This window comes from Embleya sp. NPDC050154, assembly GCF_044460165.1.
In the GTDB taxonomy this organism is placed as follows: domain Bacteria; phylum Actinomycetota; class Actinomycetes; order Streptomycetales; family Streptomycetaceae; genus Embleya.
Genome location: NZ_JBITJP010000041.1, coordinates 40,520 through 57,057, shown reverse-complemented (window position 1 = coordinate 57,057; position 16,538 = coordinate 40,520). Strand labels below are relative to the sequence as shown.

At 72.2% G+C, this 16,538-nt stretch carries 12 protein-coding genes; 2 read left to right on the top strand and 10 right to left on the bottom strand.

From position 1 onward, the window contains the following. Positions 1-48: 48 nt before the first annotated feature. From ACIBSV_RS47485 to ACIBSV_RS47450, 8 genes are all read right to left on the bottom strand, one after another. Positions 49-1,083, bottom strand: a complete 1,035-nt coding sequence (locus ACIBSV_RS47485) for a segregation and condensation protein A (protein WP_395873794.1) — start codon at positions 1,081-1,083, stop codon at positions 49-51. A gap of 132 nt (positions 1,084-1,215) precedes the next feature. Beyond that, positions 1,216-1,779, bottom strand: coding sequence for a hypothetical protein (locus tag ACIBSV_RS47480; RefSeq protein WP_395873793.1), 564 nt, complete (start codon positions 1,777-1,779; stop codon positions 1,216-1,218). Next, positions 1,764-2,738 carry a ParA family protein gene (locus ACIBSV_RS47475; protein WP_020555592.1) on the bottom strand — a complete coding sequence of 325 codons (975 nt, stop codon included), beginning with the start codon at positions 2,736-2,738 and terminating at the stop codon, positions 1,764-1,766. The genes ACIBSV_RS47480 and ACIBSV_RS47475 overlap by 16 nt, the downstream gene beginning before the upstream one ends. Before the next feature lie 354 nt (positions 2,739-3,092). Further along, a complete protein-coding gene (locus tag ACIBSV_RS47470) occupies positions 3,093-3,992 on the bottom strand; it encodes a tyrosine recombinase (protein ID WP_395873792.1) in 900 nt (299 codons plus the stop codon). A 334-nt stretch (positions 3,993-4,326) separates the two neighbouring features. Beyond that, complete coding sequence (ald, locus tag ACIBSV_RS47465) at positions 4,327-5,442, bottom strand: alanine dehydrogenase (protein WP_395873791.1); 1,116 nt, start codon at positions 5,440-5,442, stop codon at positions 4,327-4,329. A 200-nt stretch (positions 5,443-5,642) separates the two neighbouring features. Further along, complete coding sequence (locus ACIBSV_RS47460) at positions 5,643-7,763, bottom strand: tetratricopeptide repeat protein (RefSeq protein WP_395873790.1); 2,121 nt, start codon at positions 7,761-7,763, stop codon at positions 5,643-5,645. Positions 7,764-7,951: 188 nt separating this feature from the next. Next, complete coding sequence (locus tag ACIBSV_RS47455; RefSeq protein WP_395873789.1) at positions 7,952-8,593, bottom strand: NUDIX domain-containing protein; 642 nt, start codon at positions 8,591-8,593, stop codon at positions 7,952-7,954. 275 nt (positions 8,594-8,868) lie between these two features. Further along, positions 8,869-10,545, bottom strand: a complete 1,677-nt coding sequence (locus ACIBSV_RS47450; protein ID WP_395873813.1) for a CTP synthase — start codon at positions 10,543-10,545, stop codon at positions 8,869-8,871. A 707-nt stretch (positions 10,546-11,252) separates the two neighbouring features. Here ACIBSV_RS47450 and ACIBSV_RS47445 point away from each other — a divergent pair. Both ACIBSV_RS47445 and ACIBSV_RS47440 read left to right on the top strand, forming a co-directional pair. Next, positions 11,253-13,076 (top strand): glycoside hydrolase family 15 protein, encoded by a 1,824-nt coding sequence (locus tag ACIBSV_RS47445; protein WP_395873788.1) that lies wholly within the window; start codon positions 11,253-11,255, stop codon positions 13,074-13,076. A gap of 115 nt (positions 13,077-13,191) precedes the next feature. After that, positions 13,192-13,455, top strand: a complete 264-nt coding sequence (locus tag ACIBSV_RS47440) for a hypothetical protein (RefSeq protein WP_395873787.1) — start codon at positions 13,192-13,194, stop codon at positions 13,453-13,455. 170 nt (positions 13,456-13,625) lie between these two features. Here ACIBSV_RS47440 and ACIBSV_RS47435 read toward each other — a convergent pair whose 3' ends face one another. Beyond that, a complete protein-coding gene (locus ACIBSV_RS47435; RefSeq protein WP_395873786.1) occupies positions 13,626-14,759 on the bottom strand; it encodes a glycosyltransferase family 4 protein in 1,134 nt (377 codons plus the stop codon). Beyond that, positions 14,743-16,536: a murein biosynthesis integral membrane protein MurJ gene (gene murJ, locus ACIBSV_RS47430; protein ID WP_395873785.1), complete on the bottom strand. Its 1,794-nt coding sequence runs from the start codon at positions 16,534-16,536 to the stop codon at positions 14,743-14,745. The genes ACIBSV_RS47435 and murJ overlap by 17 nt, the downstream gene beginning before the upstream one ends. Positions 16,537-16,538: the final 2 nt, after the last annotated feature.

Here is a 16,538-nt window from a genome sequence, read left to right as displayed (position 1 = left end):
CCTCCGGGGCCTCGTCCTCGGGCTCGATCCAATATCCCTGGTCGCCGCTCACGCGTCCTCCTCCTCGCCCTCGCGCAACACCGTGTCGAACTCGTCGAACCCGTCCCCGACCACCACCGCCTCGTCCGTGCCCGCCGTCCACCGCACGGTCAGCTCGCCCAGCGCCTCGACCTGGTCGAACCCGACCGCCAGTTCGCGAAAGAGTTCGAGCAGGACCAGGAACCGGGCGACCACGTGCAGCGTGTCCGGCGCGTCCGCGGTCAGTTCGGCGAACGTCGCGCTGCCGGTCCGGCGCAGCCGCTCGACCACTATCGCCGCCTGCTCGCGCACGCTCACCCGCTGGACGTGGATGTGTTCGATCGACACGATCCTGGGCGCCTTGGGCGTCATCGCCTTCGCCGCCAGCCGGGCGAACCGCTCGAGCGAGGTGGTGATCACCACCTCGGGCAGCAACCCCTGATACCGCGGCTCCAGCGGCACGTCGCGCGGATGACGGCGCGACTCCTCGGCCCAGCGGTGCTCCAGGATGCCCGCGATCTGCTTGTACGCCCGGTATTGGAGCAGCCGCGCGAACAGTATGTCCCGGGCCTCCAGCAGGGCCAGGTCCTCCTCGTCCTCGACCTCGGCGACCGGCAACAGCCGGGCCGCCTTCAGGTCCAGCAGGGTCGCCGCGATCAGCAGGAACTCGGTGGCCTGGCCCAGGTCCCAGTCCGGGCCCTGGGCCCGGATGTGCGCGATGAACTCGTCGGTGACCCGGGACAACGCGACCTCGGTGACGTCCAGCTTGTGCTTGGCGATCAACCCCAGGAGCAGGTCGAACGGACCCTCGAAGTTGGCCAGGTTGACCCGGAATCCGGTGTCGTCGTCCGCCGCGGGCGGCGGTGCGGCGGGCTCGGGGAGGGCCTGCGGTTCGGGCCGCGACGCGGACCCCGACCCGACGGGCGCGCCGGGCCCGGCCCGGCCGGCGCGTGCGGCCTCGGCGGCGGGCTCGGCCCGCACGGCCCGTTCGGCCGGTACGGCGGGCCGGTCCGGGCCGCGCCCGAGCGTGCGTCGGGTGGGGGCGGGACCGTTGCTGTTGGACATGGTGCGCTCAATGGTGCGGGCCGCGACTGCGGGAAACGGCACGGACCCGCCGGGTGGTGGTCCGAATTGGGCCACTCAGGGGACCGGCGGGTCCGTCGAGACTTCGCGAAGCGGGGTTCGCTCGAATGTCGCTTAAGAGCCACGCAGCCGACGGACGAGAATGCTCGCCTCGCCGCGCGCCTCCAGGTCGGCCAGGACCACCGCGACGGCCTCACGCACTATCCGACCGCGGTCCACGGCCAGGCCGTAGTCGCCGCGCAGGCTGAGGCGCGCGTGCTCGAGGTCCATCAGTTCCTCGGCGGACACGTAGACCGTGATCTTCTCGTCGTGTCGCTCGCGCCCGCTCGGTCGGCGCTGCGCACGGGTGCGTCGGTGTGCCGGGCGCGCGTTGGGGTCGACACCCGCGGCGGCGGACATCGAGGACGCCCCCGACGGTGTGGGCGCCTCACGGCGGCCGGGCACGGGGTGTTGCACGGCGTGCTGTTCGACCTCGCCGGAGCCGCCGTCCGCACCGGACGACTCGTGTCGCTCGGCGCTGTCGGGACTGGCCCCGACCGGCGGAACCTGCGCGGGTACGGTGCCGCGCGGCTCTCCCGATTCCCCGCCGGCGCTCTGCTGCTGTTGTTGCCGCAGCATGGCGCCGCCGGTGGTCCGGAACAGCTCGTCGGCACCCGGGAGACTCACTCGGCGCGACACCGGGCGAGCACCTCCCTGGCCAGTTGGCGATAGGCGGCCGCGCCCACCGAGTTGGAGGCGTAGGTGGTGATCGGTTCGCCCGCGACGGTGGTCTCGGGGAACCTGACGGTCCGTCCGATCACCGTGTGGAAGACCTGGTCGCCGAACGCCTCGGTGACCCGGGCCAATACCTCGCGGCCGTGCACGGTGCGCACGTCGTACATCGTCGCCAGGATGCCGTCGAGCACGAGGTCGGGGTTGAGCCGCTCGTGCACCTTCTCGATCGTCTCGGTCAGCAGCGCCACCCCGCGCAGTGCGAAGAACTCGCATTCCAGCGGCACGATGACGCTGTTCGCCGCGGTGAGGGCGTTGACCGTGAGCAGCCCGAGCGAGGGCTGGCAGTCGATGATGATGTAGTCGTAGTCGTTGACCAGCGGCCGGATCGCGCGCGAGAGCGTGGTCTCACGGGCCACCTCGGTGACCAGCTGGACCTCTGCCGCCGACAAGTCGATGTTGCTGGGCAGCAGGTCCATGCCCGGGATGATGGTCTTCAGCAGGACGTCGTCCGCGCTGAGGTGACTTTCCATCAGCAGGTTGTAGACCGTGAGTTCGAGCTCCATGGGGTTGACGCCCAGGCCCACCGACAGCGCGCCCTGGGGGTCGAAGTCCACGAGCAGGACCCGACGACCGTATTCGGCCAGCGCGGCACCCAGGTTGATGGTCGACGTGGTCTTGCCGACGCCGCCCTTCTGGTTGCACATCGCGATGATCTTCGCGGGACCGTGTTCGCTCACGGGCGCCGGGATCGGGAAGTACGGAAGGGCGCGGCCGGTCGGGCCGACCCGCTCGCGCCGCTGCGTGGCGGCGTCGGGGGCGAGTGTCGCGGCGTACTCCGGATCCGGTTCGTAGTCCGCGTCGGGGTCGAACGGTCCGCCACGCAGTTCCTCGGCGTAGCGCAACTCGTCGTCGTAGTAGTACATATCGTAGGCGTACTCGTGCGCGTCCGGACCATCGAGCCCGTCTTGCCCGGCCTGGCCGGCCGGGGCGGTCTGGCCCGCCTGGGCGGCGCTGTCCGTGCGCGTCCCCTGCTGGTCCTGCAGGCCGTCGGCGGGCCCGTAGGAAGAGGTAGTCGGCGCTGCACGGCCCGGCGCCGCCCCTGGCTGGGCACCCCCGGGAGCAAATGTCGACTCGTTCACAAGTCGTCTTACCTCCTTGCCGACCAGGTCATTTCTTGCTTCGTCAGCCTGAATCCTTGCCGACGGATCGCGACTCTATGGCGTTGCGGACGGTCGCAGCAAGGCGAACCGCCCGACGCATGCAACATGTGAGGCGATCTAGTCAAGCGCCCGGGGGTGGGATCCTGCGTACACATGACGACGTCCGTCGGGGGTTTCGCGCCCGTAGACCCGGGTCGTGGACACCGAGGAATGACCCAGGAGTTCCTGGACGACCCGGACATCGGCCCCACCGTCGAGCAAATGTGTGGCGAACGAACGCCGCAGCGTGTGCGGGGAGATGGGGTCGGTCAACGCCGCCCGCGCGCCGGCGGCCCGGAGCACGGCCCAGCCGCTCTGCCGTGACAATCCGCCGCCTCGCGCGTTGAGAAAGACGGCGGTGACGCCGCACCCGGCGGCGGCGAGTTCGGGACGCGCGCGCACCAGGTACGTGTCGAGCGCCTCCAGGGCCGGCGCGCCGAGCGGCACGACACGACGCCGGCCGCCGGGACCGGCCAGGGTGATGGTCCGCGCGGCCAGGTCCAGATCGTGCAGATCCGCGCCGACCGCCTCCGAGACGCGCGCACCGGTGCCGTACAGGAGTTCGAGCAGGGCGCGGTCGCGGTGCCCGTACGGCGCGGCACCCGTCGAGGCGGCGGCGAGCAGCGCCTCGACCTGCTCGACCGACAGCGCTCCGGTGCGCCGCGGCGGGGGCGCGCCCGGACGCACGTCGTGCGCCACGTCGACCGGGACCAACCCCTCGCGCAGCGCGAACCGGTGCAACCCGCGCACCGCGACCACGGCCCGGACCACCGACGCCTCGGCCGACCCCGCGGTACGCAACGCCGCGACGAACGCGGTCACGTCCGCGGCCCGCACCTGCGCGAGCGCACCCACCCCGCGCCCGTCCAGATGGGAGAGGTAACGCCGCAAATCCCGCCGGTAGGCGAGCAGCGTGTTCCGCGCCGCCCCACACTCACCCGTCACATGGGCCAAATAGGCCCCGACCACCACATCCACGCCCCCATTCTGACCCCCAAAACACCACATGCCGCGCACCCACATCTTTGGGGGTACACGGCACGCAATGCCTACAAAAACCTCAAACACCAAACAAGCCAACCCAGCTCGCCCGGTGTCTGAGGACTAACGAGACCGCCACCCTCAAACACCGGGCAAGCCGACTCCAGCCCGTCCGGCGCTTGAGGACTAACGAGACCGCCGCCCCCAACACCGGGCAAGCCGACTCCAGCCCGTCCGGCGCTTGAGGACAAGTAGCCCAGGCCAACCTCAGCCCGGCCGGCGCATGAGGCCAATCCCAGCCCGGCCGGCGCCTGAGGCCAAAAGCCAGGCGTCAGCCCAGCACGTCATCCAACGACACAGCCGGCAGGCCGAGCGCCTCGCCGACCGCAGCGTTCGTAAGCAGACCCTCGTGCGTCGACAGGCCAAGCGCCAGCGCCCGATCCGCCTTCGCCGCATCCCGCCACCCGCGGTTCGCGAGCTGCACGATGTACGGCAGCGTCGCGTTCGTCAGCGCGTAGGTCGAGGTGTGCGGCACCGCACCCGGCATGTTCGCGACGCAGTAGAAGATCGAGTTGTGCACCTTGTACACCGGGTCGTCGTGCGTCGTGGCGTGCGAGTCCTCGAAGCAACCACCCTGGTCGATCGCGATGTCCACGAGCACCGAGCCCGGCTTCATCCGCGACACCAGCTCGTTGGTGATCAGCTTCGGGGCCTTCGCGCCCGGGATCAGCACCGCGCCGATGACCAGGTCCGCGTCCAGCACGGCCTTCTCGATCTCGTACGTGTTGGACGCGACGGTCTGCAGGTGGCCCTGGTAGATCCGGTCCGCGTCGCGCAGCGCCTGGATGTTCCGGTCCAGCAAAAGCACCTCGGCCTGCATGCCGAGCGCGATCGCCGCCGCGTTCATGCCCGAGACGCCGGCGCCGATCACGACGACCTTCGCGGCGTAGACACCGGAGACGCCACCCATCAGGGTGCCGCGACCGCCGCCCTGCGCCATCAGGTGGTACGAGCCGACCTGCGGCGCGAGTCGACCGGCCACCTCGGACATCGGGGCGAGCAGCGGCAGCGCGCCGTTCGGCAACTGCACCGTCTCGTACGCGATGGACGTGGTGCCGGCGTTGAGCAGGGCCTCGGTGCACTCCTTACCCGCGGCGAGGTGCAGGTAGGTGAACAGCGTCTGGTCCTTGCGCAGCCGACCGAACTCCGAGGCGATCGGCTCCTTGACCTTCAGAATGAGGTCACCGGTCGCCCAGACGTCGTCCGCGGTCGCGAGGATGGTCGCCCCCGCGGCCACGTACTCCTCGTTCGGGATGGACGAGCCGACGCCCGCATCGTGCTCGATGTAGACCTCGTGACCGTTGCGCACGAGCTCGTGCACGCCGGCGGGCGTGATCGCCACGCGGTACTCGTGGTTCTTGACCTCGCGGGGGATACCGACCTTCACGGCTATCAAGTCCTGTCGACAGAGGGTTGGGCACCAGCGAGCCCGGGCATGCGAATGCACGCCTTACCTCGTGGTGTCCCTAGCTTAGTGCGGTTGGAACGCCCCGCCAACCTTACAAAGTGGCAGTGAGGGGTCGACCGCTTGTCTATTTCGTAGGTTGCGCCCGAGTGGATGGGTCGGAGCGAGTACCCGCGAGGCGGCTATTCGTCACCCAGATGGCGACGAACCTCGTCGGCCTCGGGCGCGCCCGCGTCCACGAGCAGGGCCAATGCCTGCCGGCGGCGCGATCGGGCGTCCCGGACGTCGCCGGCCTCGAGCGCCAGTTCGGCGCTTTGCAACAGGGCGAGGGCCTCCAGGCGCTCGTCGCCCGCCGCCCGGAACGCCTCCATCGCGTCCCGGTAGACCGCGAGCCCCTCCGGCACCCGGCCCGCCTCGCCGAGCACCGCCGCGATGTCGGTGAGCACCCGGCCGATGTCGGCGGGGTCACCGATCCGGCGGCGCACTCCGAGGGCCGCCCGGTGATCGCGGACGGACTGTTCGAACCGGCCCATCCGCGCGTGCAGCCGGCCCAGGTGGGACAACACCCTGGCCTGGCCGGCCGCGTCGCCGATGGTGCGGCGCAGCAACAACGAGCGGTCGTACCAGTCCGCGGCGCGTTGCAGATCGCCCAGGTCGGCGTAGGCGTTGCCGAGGTTGACCATCGCGCGGCCCTCGCCGGCCGGGTCGCCCAGTCCGCGGGACACCTCCAGGGCCGCCCGGTAGCAGGACAGCGCCTCCTCCAGTTCCTGGCGCGCGACGTGCAGGTTGCCCAGATTGAGCAGCGCGACCGCCTCCTGCCGACCGGAGCCGGCCCGCCGTGCGGTGGTCAGCGCGAGTTCGTGCAGTTCGCGCACGTCGCTCCAGTGCGCGCGCCGGTCGAGCAGGCGGGTGAGCACCGAGACCAGTCGGCGGGTGGCCGCGTCCAGGCCGGCCGCCGCGGCGACCCGGGCGGCGGCCAGCAGCTCCGGCCGCTCGTCGCGCAGCCAGGCACGCGCCTCGTCGGCGGACTCGAAGCGCACGTCGGCGCCCGGGTCGGGGCCGTCCACGCCGACGATGACCCGCTCGGCCGAGCGGGCGAGCCGTACATACCGGTCGAGCAGGCGCACCCGCGCGTTGCGCCGCTCGCCGGGCCGCTCCTCCGCGTCCAGGCGCTCCTGTACGTAACCGCGCACCAGGTCGTGAAAGCGGAACCGTCCCGGCACCGAGCCCTGCTCCAGCAGATGCAGCTCGCGCAACTCGATCAGCGAGCGGGTCGCCGCGTCGGGACCGCAGTCGGCGAGCGCGGCGGCGGCGTCCGCGCCGAACTCGCGCCCGGGCACCAACGCGAGCAGCCGCAACAGCCGCGCGGCGGAAGGCACCAGTTCGCGGTGGATCAGCGAGAAGCACGCGCGCACCGCGAGGTCGTCGCCGGCCTGCTCGTGCAACCGCAACCGCTCGGCCCGCAGCCGGCGCCCGACGTCGGCCATCGCGTACCGCGGCCGGGCCCGCAACCAGGCACCCGCCATCCGCAGCGCGGCCGGGTGGAAGTCGCACAGCGCGGCCAACTCGTCCGCGGCGCGCGGATCGCACGCGACCCGGGTGTGCCCGGCCAGGTTGCCGAGCAGTTCGGCCGAGGCGCGGGTGTCCAGCATGTCCAGCGCGCACGTGCGCACCGCGGCGGCTCGGCCGAGCCCGGTGAGCGGGGACACCGAGGTGAGCACCACGAGCGCGGTGGGACTCTCCGGGAGCAGCGGGCGCAGTTGCGCCGTCCCGGTCACGTCCTCGAGCAGGATCAGGAAACGCTTGCCGTCCAGGTGCTCGCGAAAGAGCCGGATCCGCTCCTCGTGCGCGGAGGGGATGCCGACCGTGCCGAGCGCGTACAGCAGTGATTCGAGCACGTCGCCGGGCGGGATCAACTCACCGCGCGGCCCGGTGAGGCGGGCGTAGAGCCGACCGTCGGGGAAGTGCGGCGCGAGCCGGTGGGCCAGTCGTACCGCGAACTCGGTCCGGCCCACGCCGACCGGTCCGGTGATCGCGACCACCCGGTCCCGGGGCAGCCAGACCGTGCGGGTGGTGCCCGGGTGCTCGGGGTCGGTCGGCGCCAACTGGGCCGGGATCGCCGCGCCGGGACCGGTGACCCAGCCGTAGAGAGTGTCGAGTTCGTCGGTGCGGCCGACGAAGTCGGGGCCTCCGGGGGGCAGTTGGTCCACGATCGCGGGCAACGCCTCAACCGGCGCGCGCATTCCGGGAACCAGCGCCTCGGCCGTCGCGCACCCGACCCCGGACTCCCCGGTCACAGCCACCGCAGACGCCCCCTGTCTCACCCACACCCAGCCCGCAGATTACGACCACGCACCGGTCCACAGGGCCCGACTCGCCAACCCCGCGGCGCTAATTCCGTAGCGCTGATTCCGCGGCCTTTCGACCCAGACGCGACGGGTGTGCCGGTGGGCGGGAAATCCCGAGCCCACCCGGCGGCGACCGCGGCCCGTCAAAAGGGCCGAGCGGGCCAGGGCGCGTCCGCCGCCCGAAGCGCGTCCAGCCCGTCGCCGGCCAACGCCGCCGAGAGCGCCAGCGCTCCGGAAACCAGCATCGGGTTGTGCAGTTCGCCCGCCAGAATCCCGGCGATCGCCTCGTCCAGCGGAAGCCAGGAGAGTTCCATCCCGGCCTCCTCGTGCTCGGCCGCGAACCGCTCGGCCCGCGACTCGGACAACCCGCGCGCGAGGAACACCCGGATCGCCTCATCCGAGGAGCCGGGTGTGGTGAAGACGTCCACCAGCACGTTCCACGTGGCGGCCTCGTGATGGGCCTCCTCGAACAGCTCGCGCTCGGCCGCGTGCAGCGGGTTCTCCCCCGGCACGTCCAGCAGCCCCGCCGGAATCTCCCACAATTTGTGCCGCACCGGGTGCCGGTACTGGCGCAGCACCAGCAGCCGCCCCTGCTCGTCCAGCGCCACCACGCCCACCGCCCCGGGATGGTCCAGGTAGTCGCGTCGCGCGCTGCTCCCGTCCGGCATCTCGACCACATCGCTGCGCATCGACCAGACCCGCCCCTTGAACGGTGTCTCGCTCTCCGCGACGGGCCACGCCTCGGCGGTATCGACGATCCTCGCCCGAGTGCCCGGGTCGTTCACGATGCGCTCCCCTTCAAGCTGCCGCCGGCCGAATACCGCCGTCCCGATCGGCCAGCCTAGTGCCGCTCCCGGCCACACCGAGCGCCCCGGCCCGCGGTTTGTCGCGCCGGTCCACCGCCGGCCCGGCGTCGGAGGCCACCGGCGGAGAAGCCACCCGCCCCGGGTATCGGGGCGGGTGGCTTCTCGGGGTTGTCGATCGGGCCGGATCGCCGGTCAGGCGCCGCTGCCGCGACCGGCGGCGCGTACCGGTTCCCGGTCACGGCGCCGCCCGGTGTTCAGGAGGTGGTCTCCGCGACCCGGTCCTCGCCCTTGATCCGCCGTACCGCCGCCGCGACCAGGCCCGCGAAGAGCGGGTGCGGGCGGGTCGGGCGGGACTTGAGCTCGGGGTGGGCCTGGGTGGCGATGAAGTACGGGTGCTGCTCGCGCGGCAGTTCCACGTACTCCACCAGCCGGCCGTCGGGCGAGAGGCCGGAGAAGGTCAGGCCGGTCTCCTCCAACCTGGCGCGGTAGGCGTTGTTGACCTCGTAGCGGTGCCGGTGGCGCTCCTCGGACTGGGGCGCGCCGTAAACCTCGCGGGCGATCGAGCCCTCGGCCAGGTCCGCGGTGTACAGGCCCAGTCGCATCGTGCCGCCCAGGTCGCCCTGGCCCGCGACGATGTCGAGCTGGTCGGCCATGGTCGCCACCACCGGGTGCGCTGCCTCGGGGTCGAACTCGAGCGAGTTCGCGCCGTCCAGGCCGGCCAGGTTGCGCGCGGCCTCGATCACCATGCACTGAAGGCCCAGACAGATGCCCAGGGTCGGGATCCGGTGCTCGCGCGCGTACGCGATCGCCTGCACCTTGCCCTCGACACCCCGGTCGCCGAACCCGCCGGGGACCAGCACCGCGTCGCAGTCGCCGAGTTCACGCGCGGCGCCTTCGGGCGTCGCGGTGTTGTCCGACGTCACCCACTTGATCTTGGCGCGCACGTTGTTCGCGAAGCCGCCCGCGCGGATCGCCTCGGTGACCGAGAGGTAGGCGTCCGGCAGGTCGATGTACTTGCCCACCAGCGCGACGGTGACCTCGCGCTCGGGCTGGTGCACCCGGCGCAGCAGGTCGTCCCACTGGGTCCAGTCCACGTCCCGGAAGTTGAGCCCGAGCCGGCGCACCACGTACGCGTCCAGGCCCTCGGAGTGCAGCACCTTGGGGATGTCGTAGATCGAGGGGGCGTCGATGGCCGCGACCACGGCCTCCTCGTCCACGTCGCACATCAGCGAGATCTTGCGCTTGATGTCCTGCGGTACGGCCCGGTCCGCGCGCAGCACGATCGCGTCCGGCTGGATGCCGATACTGCGCAGCGCGGCGACCGAGTGCTGGGTCGGCTTGGTCTTCAACTCGCCCGACGGGCCGATGTAGGGCAGCAGCGAGACGTGCAGGAAGAACACGTTGTCCCGGCCGACCTCGTGCCGGACCTGGCGGATCGACTCGAGGAAGGGCAGCGACTCGATGTCGCCGACGGTGCCGCCGACCTCGGTGATCACGATGTCCACGTCGTCCGCGGCCATGGCCCGGATCCGCGACTTGATCTCGTTGGTGATGTGCGGGATGACCTGCACGGTGTCACCGAGGTACTCGCCGCGGCGCTCCTTGGCGATGACCGTCGAGTAGACCTGACCGGTCGTCACATTGGCCGAGCCGTGCAGGTCGACGTCGAGGAAGCGCTCGTAGTGGCCGACGTCCAGGTCGGTCTCGGCGCCGTCGTTGGTGACGAACACCTCGCCGTGCTGGAACGGGTTCATCGTCCCGGGGTCGACGTTCAGGTAGGGGTCGAGCTTTTGCATCGTGACCCGCAGGCCGCGCGCCTTGAGGAGCGCTCCGAGGCTCGACGCGGTGAGCCCCTTGCCGAGCGAGGAGGCGACGCCTCCGGTGACGAAAAGGTGCTTCGCCTGCCGGGTGCGACTGGGCGTCTGAGGCACTGCCAAGGAGGGGCTCCCGTGGTTGCGATCGAGGGGATTTCGAAGGGGACGCTGCTGGGCCGATGCGGGCCCGGAACAGTCCCACCAAGTCCACGGGATACCAGCCTAACAGCGTCGGGCCTCGAGGTCCCGCACCCGGTGCGGAACAACTGCGACACCATACGGCGATTGCCCAGAGTGACAACGCACGGGAGAATCCGGGCACATACCGACGGATCGGCCGAGTCGGATTCGACACAGAGTCAACGATCGGGTCGGCGCTCGCGGGCACGTTTCAGCGCCGACGGCGCACTATGCTACGCAGACGGCGCGCGAGCGTTTCTCCGCTCGCCGTCGCCCGCGCGCAGCGGAACCTCACGCGCGCGACGGGTGACGTCCCCCGGATCCCGACGGGACGACATTTCGGGAGTACCGGTCGATCCGACCACCGTTTCGGCGGTCGATCACGCGCGCGTGGTGCACTCTGGAATGAATCGATCAACCGCTGATCAGAACATGCCGGTCGGCGACGCGGTAAGCACAAGCGCAGCACAACACGGTTCTCCACATCACCGAACGCAGCACAACGCGGTTCTCCGCACCACATTCCGCCGGACCCCCGCCGCGCGCAGTACGAGCCGGGACGCAGCACGCGCCGACCGACTCGCAATACGCACAACCAGGACGACCGGCATCAACAGGACGACCAGGAACGGAAAGCGTTGCCCGTGACCAGCCGCATCGAGGACTACGCCCTCATCGGGGACATGCAGACCGCCGCTCTCGTGGGCCGCGACGGTTCCATGGATTGGCTCTGCCTCCCCCGCTTCGATTCGCCCGCCGTGTTCGCCGGCCTGCTCGGCACCGAGGAACACGGTTCGTGGCGGGTCGCCCCGCTCTCCGGCGGGCCCGCGACACGCCGGCGGTATCGCGGCGACTCGCTGATCCTCGAATCGGAATGGGAGACCCCGCGGGGGACCATTCGGGTGATCGATTTCATGCCTCCGGCGGACGCGCTGGTCGGCGCGCCCGTGGTGGTACGGATCGTGGAGGGGGTGTCGGGCCGCGTGCCGGTCCGCTCGGAGCTGCGCATGCGGTTCCACTACGGCAAGGTCGTGCCCTGGGTGCGGCGCGAGGCGGACGGGCGCACCGTCGCGGTGGCCGGCCCCGACGCGGTGTGGTTCGCCAGTGACACCGAGACCTACGGGCGGGGTCTGACCACCTATTCGGACGTCACCCTCGGCGAGGGCGACCGGGTCACCTTCACCCTCACGTGGCATCCCTCGCACGTCGAGGGTCCGCTGCCCACCGACGCGCTCGCGGCGCTGGCGGACACCGAGAGGTTCTGGACCGACTGGATGACCCGCTGCACCTACAAGGGGCCGTGGCGCGAGCCGGTGGTGCGCTCGCTGATCACGCTCAAGGCGCTCACGTACGCGCCGACCGGCGGGATCGTCGCGGCGCCGACCACGTCGCTGCCCGAGGACGTGGGCGGGGTGCGCAACTGGGACTACCGCTACACGTGGCTGCGGGACGCGGCGATGACGCTGGGCGCGCTGCTGAAGACCGGTTTCGTGGACGAGGCCAAGGCGTGGCGCGAGTGGCTGCTGCGGGCGGTCGCGGGCGACCCGGAGAACCTGCAGATCATGTACGGCGTGGGCGGCGAGCGCCGGCTGACCGAGTACGAGGCGACCTGGCTGCCGGGCTACGAGGGCTCGCACCCGGTCCGGATCGGCAACGCCGCCGCCGAGCAGTTCCAGCTCGACGTCTACGGCGAAGTGGTCGACGCGCTGCACCTGGGCCGGGTCTCCGGCATGGAGGGCAACGACCACGCGCACGCGCTCCAGCTCAAGCTGATGGACTACATGGAGCAGCACTGGCGCGACCCGGACGAGGGCATCTGGGAGGTGCGCGGGCCGCGCCGGCACTTCGTGCACTCCAAGGTGATGGCCTGGGTCGCGGTGGACCGCACGATCCGGATGCTCGTGGACGAGCCGATGGCCTCGGACACCGAGAAGATGCTCGAACACCTGCGGGGCGTGCGCGAGGAGATCCACCGCGAGGTGTGCGCCTACGGGTACGACGTGGACCGCAACACCTTCACCCAGTACTACGGCTCGACCGAGCTGGACGCGTCGCTCCTGCTGATCCCGCAGGTGGGCTTCCTGCCGCCGGAGGACAAGCGGGTGATCGGCACGATCGAGGCGATCCAGCGCGAGCTGACCGAGGACGGCTTCGTGCGCCGCTACCCGACCAACGGCACCAGCGTCGGCCTGGACGGTCTGCCCGGCGACGAAGGGGCGTTCCTGGCCTGCTCGTTCTGGCTGGCCGACGACCTGGCGATGATCGGCCGGGTCGAGGAGGCGCGCGAGTTGTTCGAGCGCCTGCTCGCGCTGCGCAACGACCTGGGCCTGCTCGCCGAGGAATGGGACCCCCGACTCCAACGCCAGGTGGGCAACTTCCCCCAGGCATTCAGTCACGTGCCACTGATCGACACGGCCCTGCGGCTGACCGCGACGATGCGCGCCGAGACGGCGACCGACCAGGACTGAGCACGCGGGCGCGGGAGAGGCACGGCACGAAGCCGGGAGCGAGCGGCCCGGGCGGGTCCGGTGGGCACTGCGTGCAGGTGTGCGCATCGGTTTCCGGGTGGTTCCTTCGGACGCCATGACCCGCGCACGCTCCAGGACCGCAGCGACGGGCGACGAGCCGACCGGCTCGTCGCCCGTCTTGTCGTTGCCGTTCCTGCCCCGGGGCCGGCGGCGGCGCGCGCTCACCCCCGGCGCCCGGCGACCTGCCGGCGATCACCCCGCCCGCTGCCCGGAGTGGGTCCGGCAACGATCCCTGCTGCGCGACGCGGTCGAGCGCACCTACCCCGACGCGGCCGGTCGCCGCTTCGCGTGGGAGCCGGATCGACAAGGGATCGGCTGAGCGGGCGGGCGGACCGACGGAGGGTGCGCGGCGGCCGGGCGGGCCGGCCCCCCGGTCACGGCACCGGTGCCGTGACCGCGACCCGTCCCGGTGCGCCGCGCGCCGGCGCGGCGATCGGTGCGGGCCGCGGCTCCGGTGTGATGGTCGCGGGACGGCGAGGTGGCCGCGGGCTACACCGGGCCCAGTTCCTCGTAGATGCTCAGCACCTGGGCGATGGTCTCGCGTTCGTCGGGCCAGGTCGCGGCCTGGGCTCGGCCCGCCTCGACGAGTTCGGCGCGCCGGGTCGGGTCGGCGAGCAGGCCGCGGACCGCGGCGGCGAGCTCGTCCGGCTCTCCGGCCGGCACCAACACCGCCGCGTCGCCGACGAGTTCGGGGATGCCGCCGACCTGCGTGGCGACCAGTGCGACGCCGGTGCGCAGGGCCTCCTGGGCGACCAGCGCGCGGGCCTCCCAGTGGCTGGGCAGGACCGCGAGGTCGGCCGCGCCGAGCAGGTCGGCCACATCGGCGCGGTGGCCGAGCAGGCGGACCGGCAGCGACTCGGCGTCGATCCGGTCCTGGAGCGATTCCCGCAGCGGACCGTCTCCGGCGATCACCAGCAGCGGGGTCGGCTCGTCATCCAGCCACTGCCGCGCGGCGTCCAGAAGCACCGGGTAGTCCTTCTGCGGGGCCAACCTGCCCACCGCGACCAGCAGCGGCCGGTCCCCGGCCGCGAATTCGGCCCGGACCGCCGCCCGATCCCGTTCGGCCGGCGGCAGCGGCGGCGCCGACACGGGTCCCAGCCGGGCATCCCGCGCGCCGAGTTGCCTGGCCCGGTCGACCAGGTCGGTCGAGGCGCCCAGTACGACGTCGGCCGCCCGTACCGCCCGCCCCTCCAGCACCCGGGTCAGCGCGCCCTTCGCGCCGCCGACCAGGACCGCGTTGTGCAGGGTCAGCACCAGCGGCCTGCGTCGTACCCGATGTCGGCCGAGCGCGTTGCCCGCCGCCAGCCCCGCGCGCAGCCCGTGCGCGTGCACCACATGCGCCGGGGCGCAGGCCGCGCGCAGTTCCCGCAGCGCCGCCCGATCGGTGGGCCGGGGCCCGGACCCGATCTCGACCGGGCGAAATCGCGCGCCGGCGCCCGTGAAGTCGAAGTGCTCGTCGGTCGCGGCCGGGCCGCACACGGTCACCGCGACCCCGCGCCCGACCAGGCCGGCGGCCAGCGAGCGCACGTGCGCGCCGATGCCGCCGGTGGACGTGGCCAGGACCAGGACGGCCCGCAACCGGGCCGGTTCGGTGCGCTCTCGCGACTCAGTCGTCGTGTCCACGTCGCTGCTCCCCTTCCGATTCGGCCGTCCGCCGCCCGCACAACGCGGCTTTGACAGCCTCGCCGACGGTCACGGAAACGACTCCCGCGAACACCAGGGTGCCCACGATGGCGGCAACCGCCGCGATGATCAACGTGAAGACGATGCCGCCCGTCCCGAATAGGCGCGACACGCCGAATCCGGCCGCGCCGGCGGCGACCGCGGCCACCACCGTGCCGGCCGCCGTCCCGGCCATCGACGTGCCCGCCAACGCCCGGGGGCCGGCCGTGCGGGCCACGGCGTAGGCCAGCAACACGCCGGCCGCGCTCATCCCGATCGAGTTGCCCAGGCCGAGCGCGGCCACCGTCCAGCGCGCGGGCAGCGCGAAGGCGAGGGCGACGTCGGCGAGTACCACCACGCACCAGCCGGCCACCACACAACCCGCGGCGGCGCGACCGTGGCCGGAGGCGTTCAGCGCGCGGCCCAAGTGCGCGATCAGCGCGTACCCGAGCAGGCCGGGCGCGAACGCGGCCAGCGCCCAGGCCATCTGCTCGGGCTCGGTGGAGCCGGCCATGAACAGCGCGAAGAATCGACCCAGCGGCGCGGCGGCGGCCAGCAGCAGCGCGGTGCCGAGCGCGCCGACCAGGAGCACGGTGCGGGTGGTCGCGGCGACGGCGTCCGCGAACGCGTCCCGGTCGCCGTCGTGCGCGTGGGCGCTCAGCCGCGGGAAGGCGGCGGTGGCGATCGGCACCGCGAGTACCGCGTACGGGAGCAGGTAGACCATCCACGTGGTCTGGTAGACGACCAGGGATCCGTGCGTACCGCGCCCGTTGGCGAGCAGGATCACCGCGATCGTCGCGGCCTGCTGGGCGATCAGCGTCGCGACGCCGGCCAGCGCGAGGGTGCGCACCCGGCGGGCCACGCCGTCCGGGAAGCGCAGCGTGGGACGCAGTCGCAGGCCGGTCGAGCGCAGCGGTACGACGGTGACCAGCGCGAGCGCGAGGACGCCCGCGGTGGTGCCCAGCGACAGCGTCAGTTCGGCGCCGCGCGGCAGGTCGGCGAGGTTGTCGAGGTCGACGTCGTAGCGGCTCGCGAAGAGCAGATAGCTGCCGGCCACCACCAGGCTGGACACCAGCGGCGCGAGCGTGCCGGCCAGGAATCGGTGGTGCGCCTGGAGGATGCCGCCGGCGACCACGGCGATCCCGTACAGCGGCACCTGCGGCAGGAACACCAGCAACATCCGGGAGGCGACGTCCGCGACGCCCGGCCCGTCCGCCTTCCCGGCCAACAGCAGTTCGGCGATCGGGCGGGCGAGCAGCGCGCCCAGCAGCACGATCGGGGTCAGCACCAGGACGACCCAGGTCAGCAGCGCGGACGCGATCCGCCCGGCGTCCTCGCGCGCGCCCTTGGCCACCGGTCCGGCCAGCACCGGCACGACGACACTCGCCAGCGCCCCGCCGGCCACGATCTCGAAGACGATGTTGGGCACCGAGTTGACCGTGCTGTACACGGTGCCCAGGACGGTGTCACCGACCGTCCCGGAGAACACCAACTGCCGCCCGAACCCGGCCAGTCGGGCGAAAACGGTGACCACGGCCATCAACGCGGCAGCCCCGGCGAGACCACGCACGACGGCGCGCGAGCGGGTGGCACCGGCTGGGGTGGGGGCGAGTTCGGCGTCCGGGGGGATCGCGTCGGTGCCGGCGTCGGGGGGGATGGCGCCGGCTTCGCTCCCGGGGGGCGAGCCGTCGGCTCCGCGGCCATCCGACGGCGGGGAGGCGCCTCGGGTGTCGCTCACCT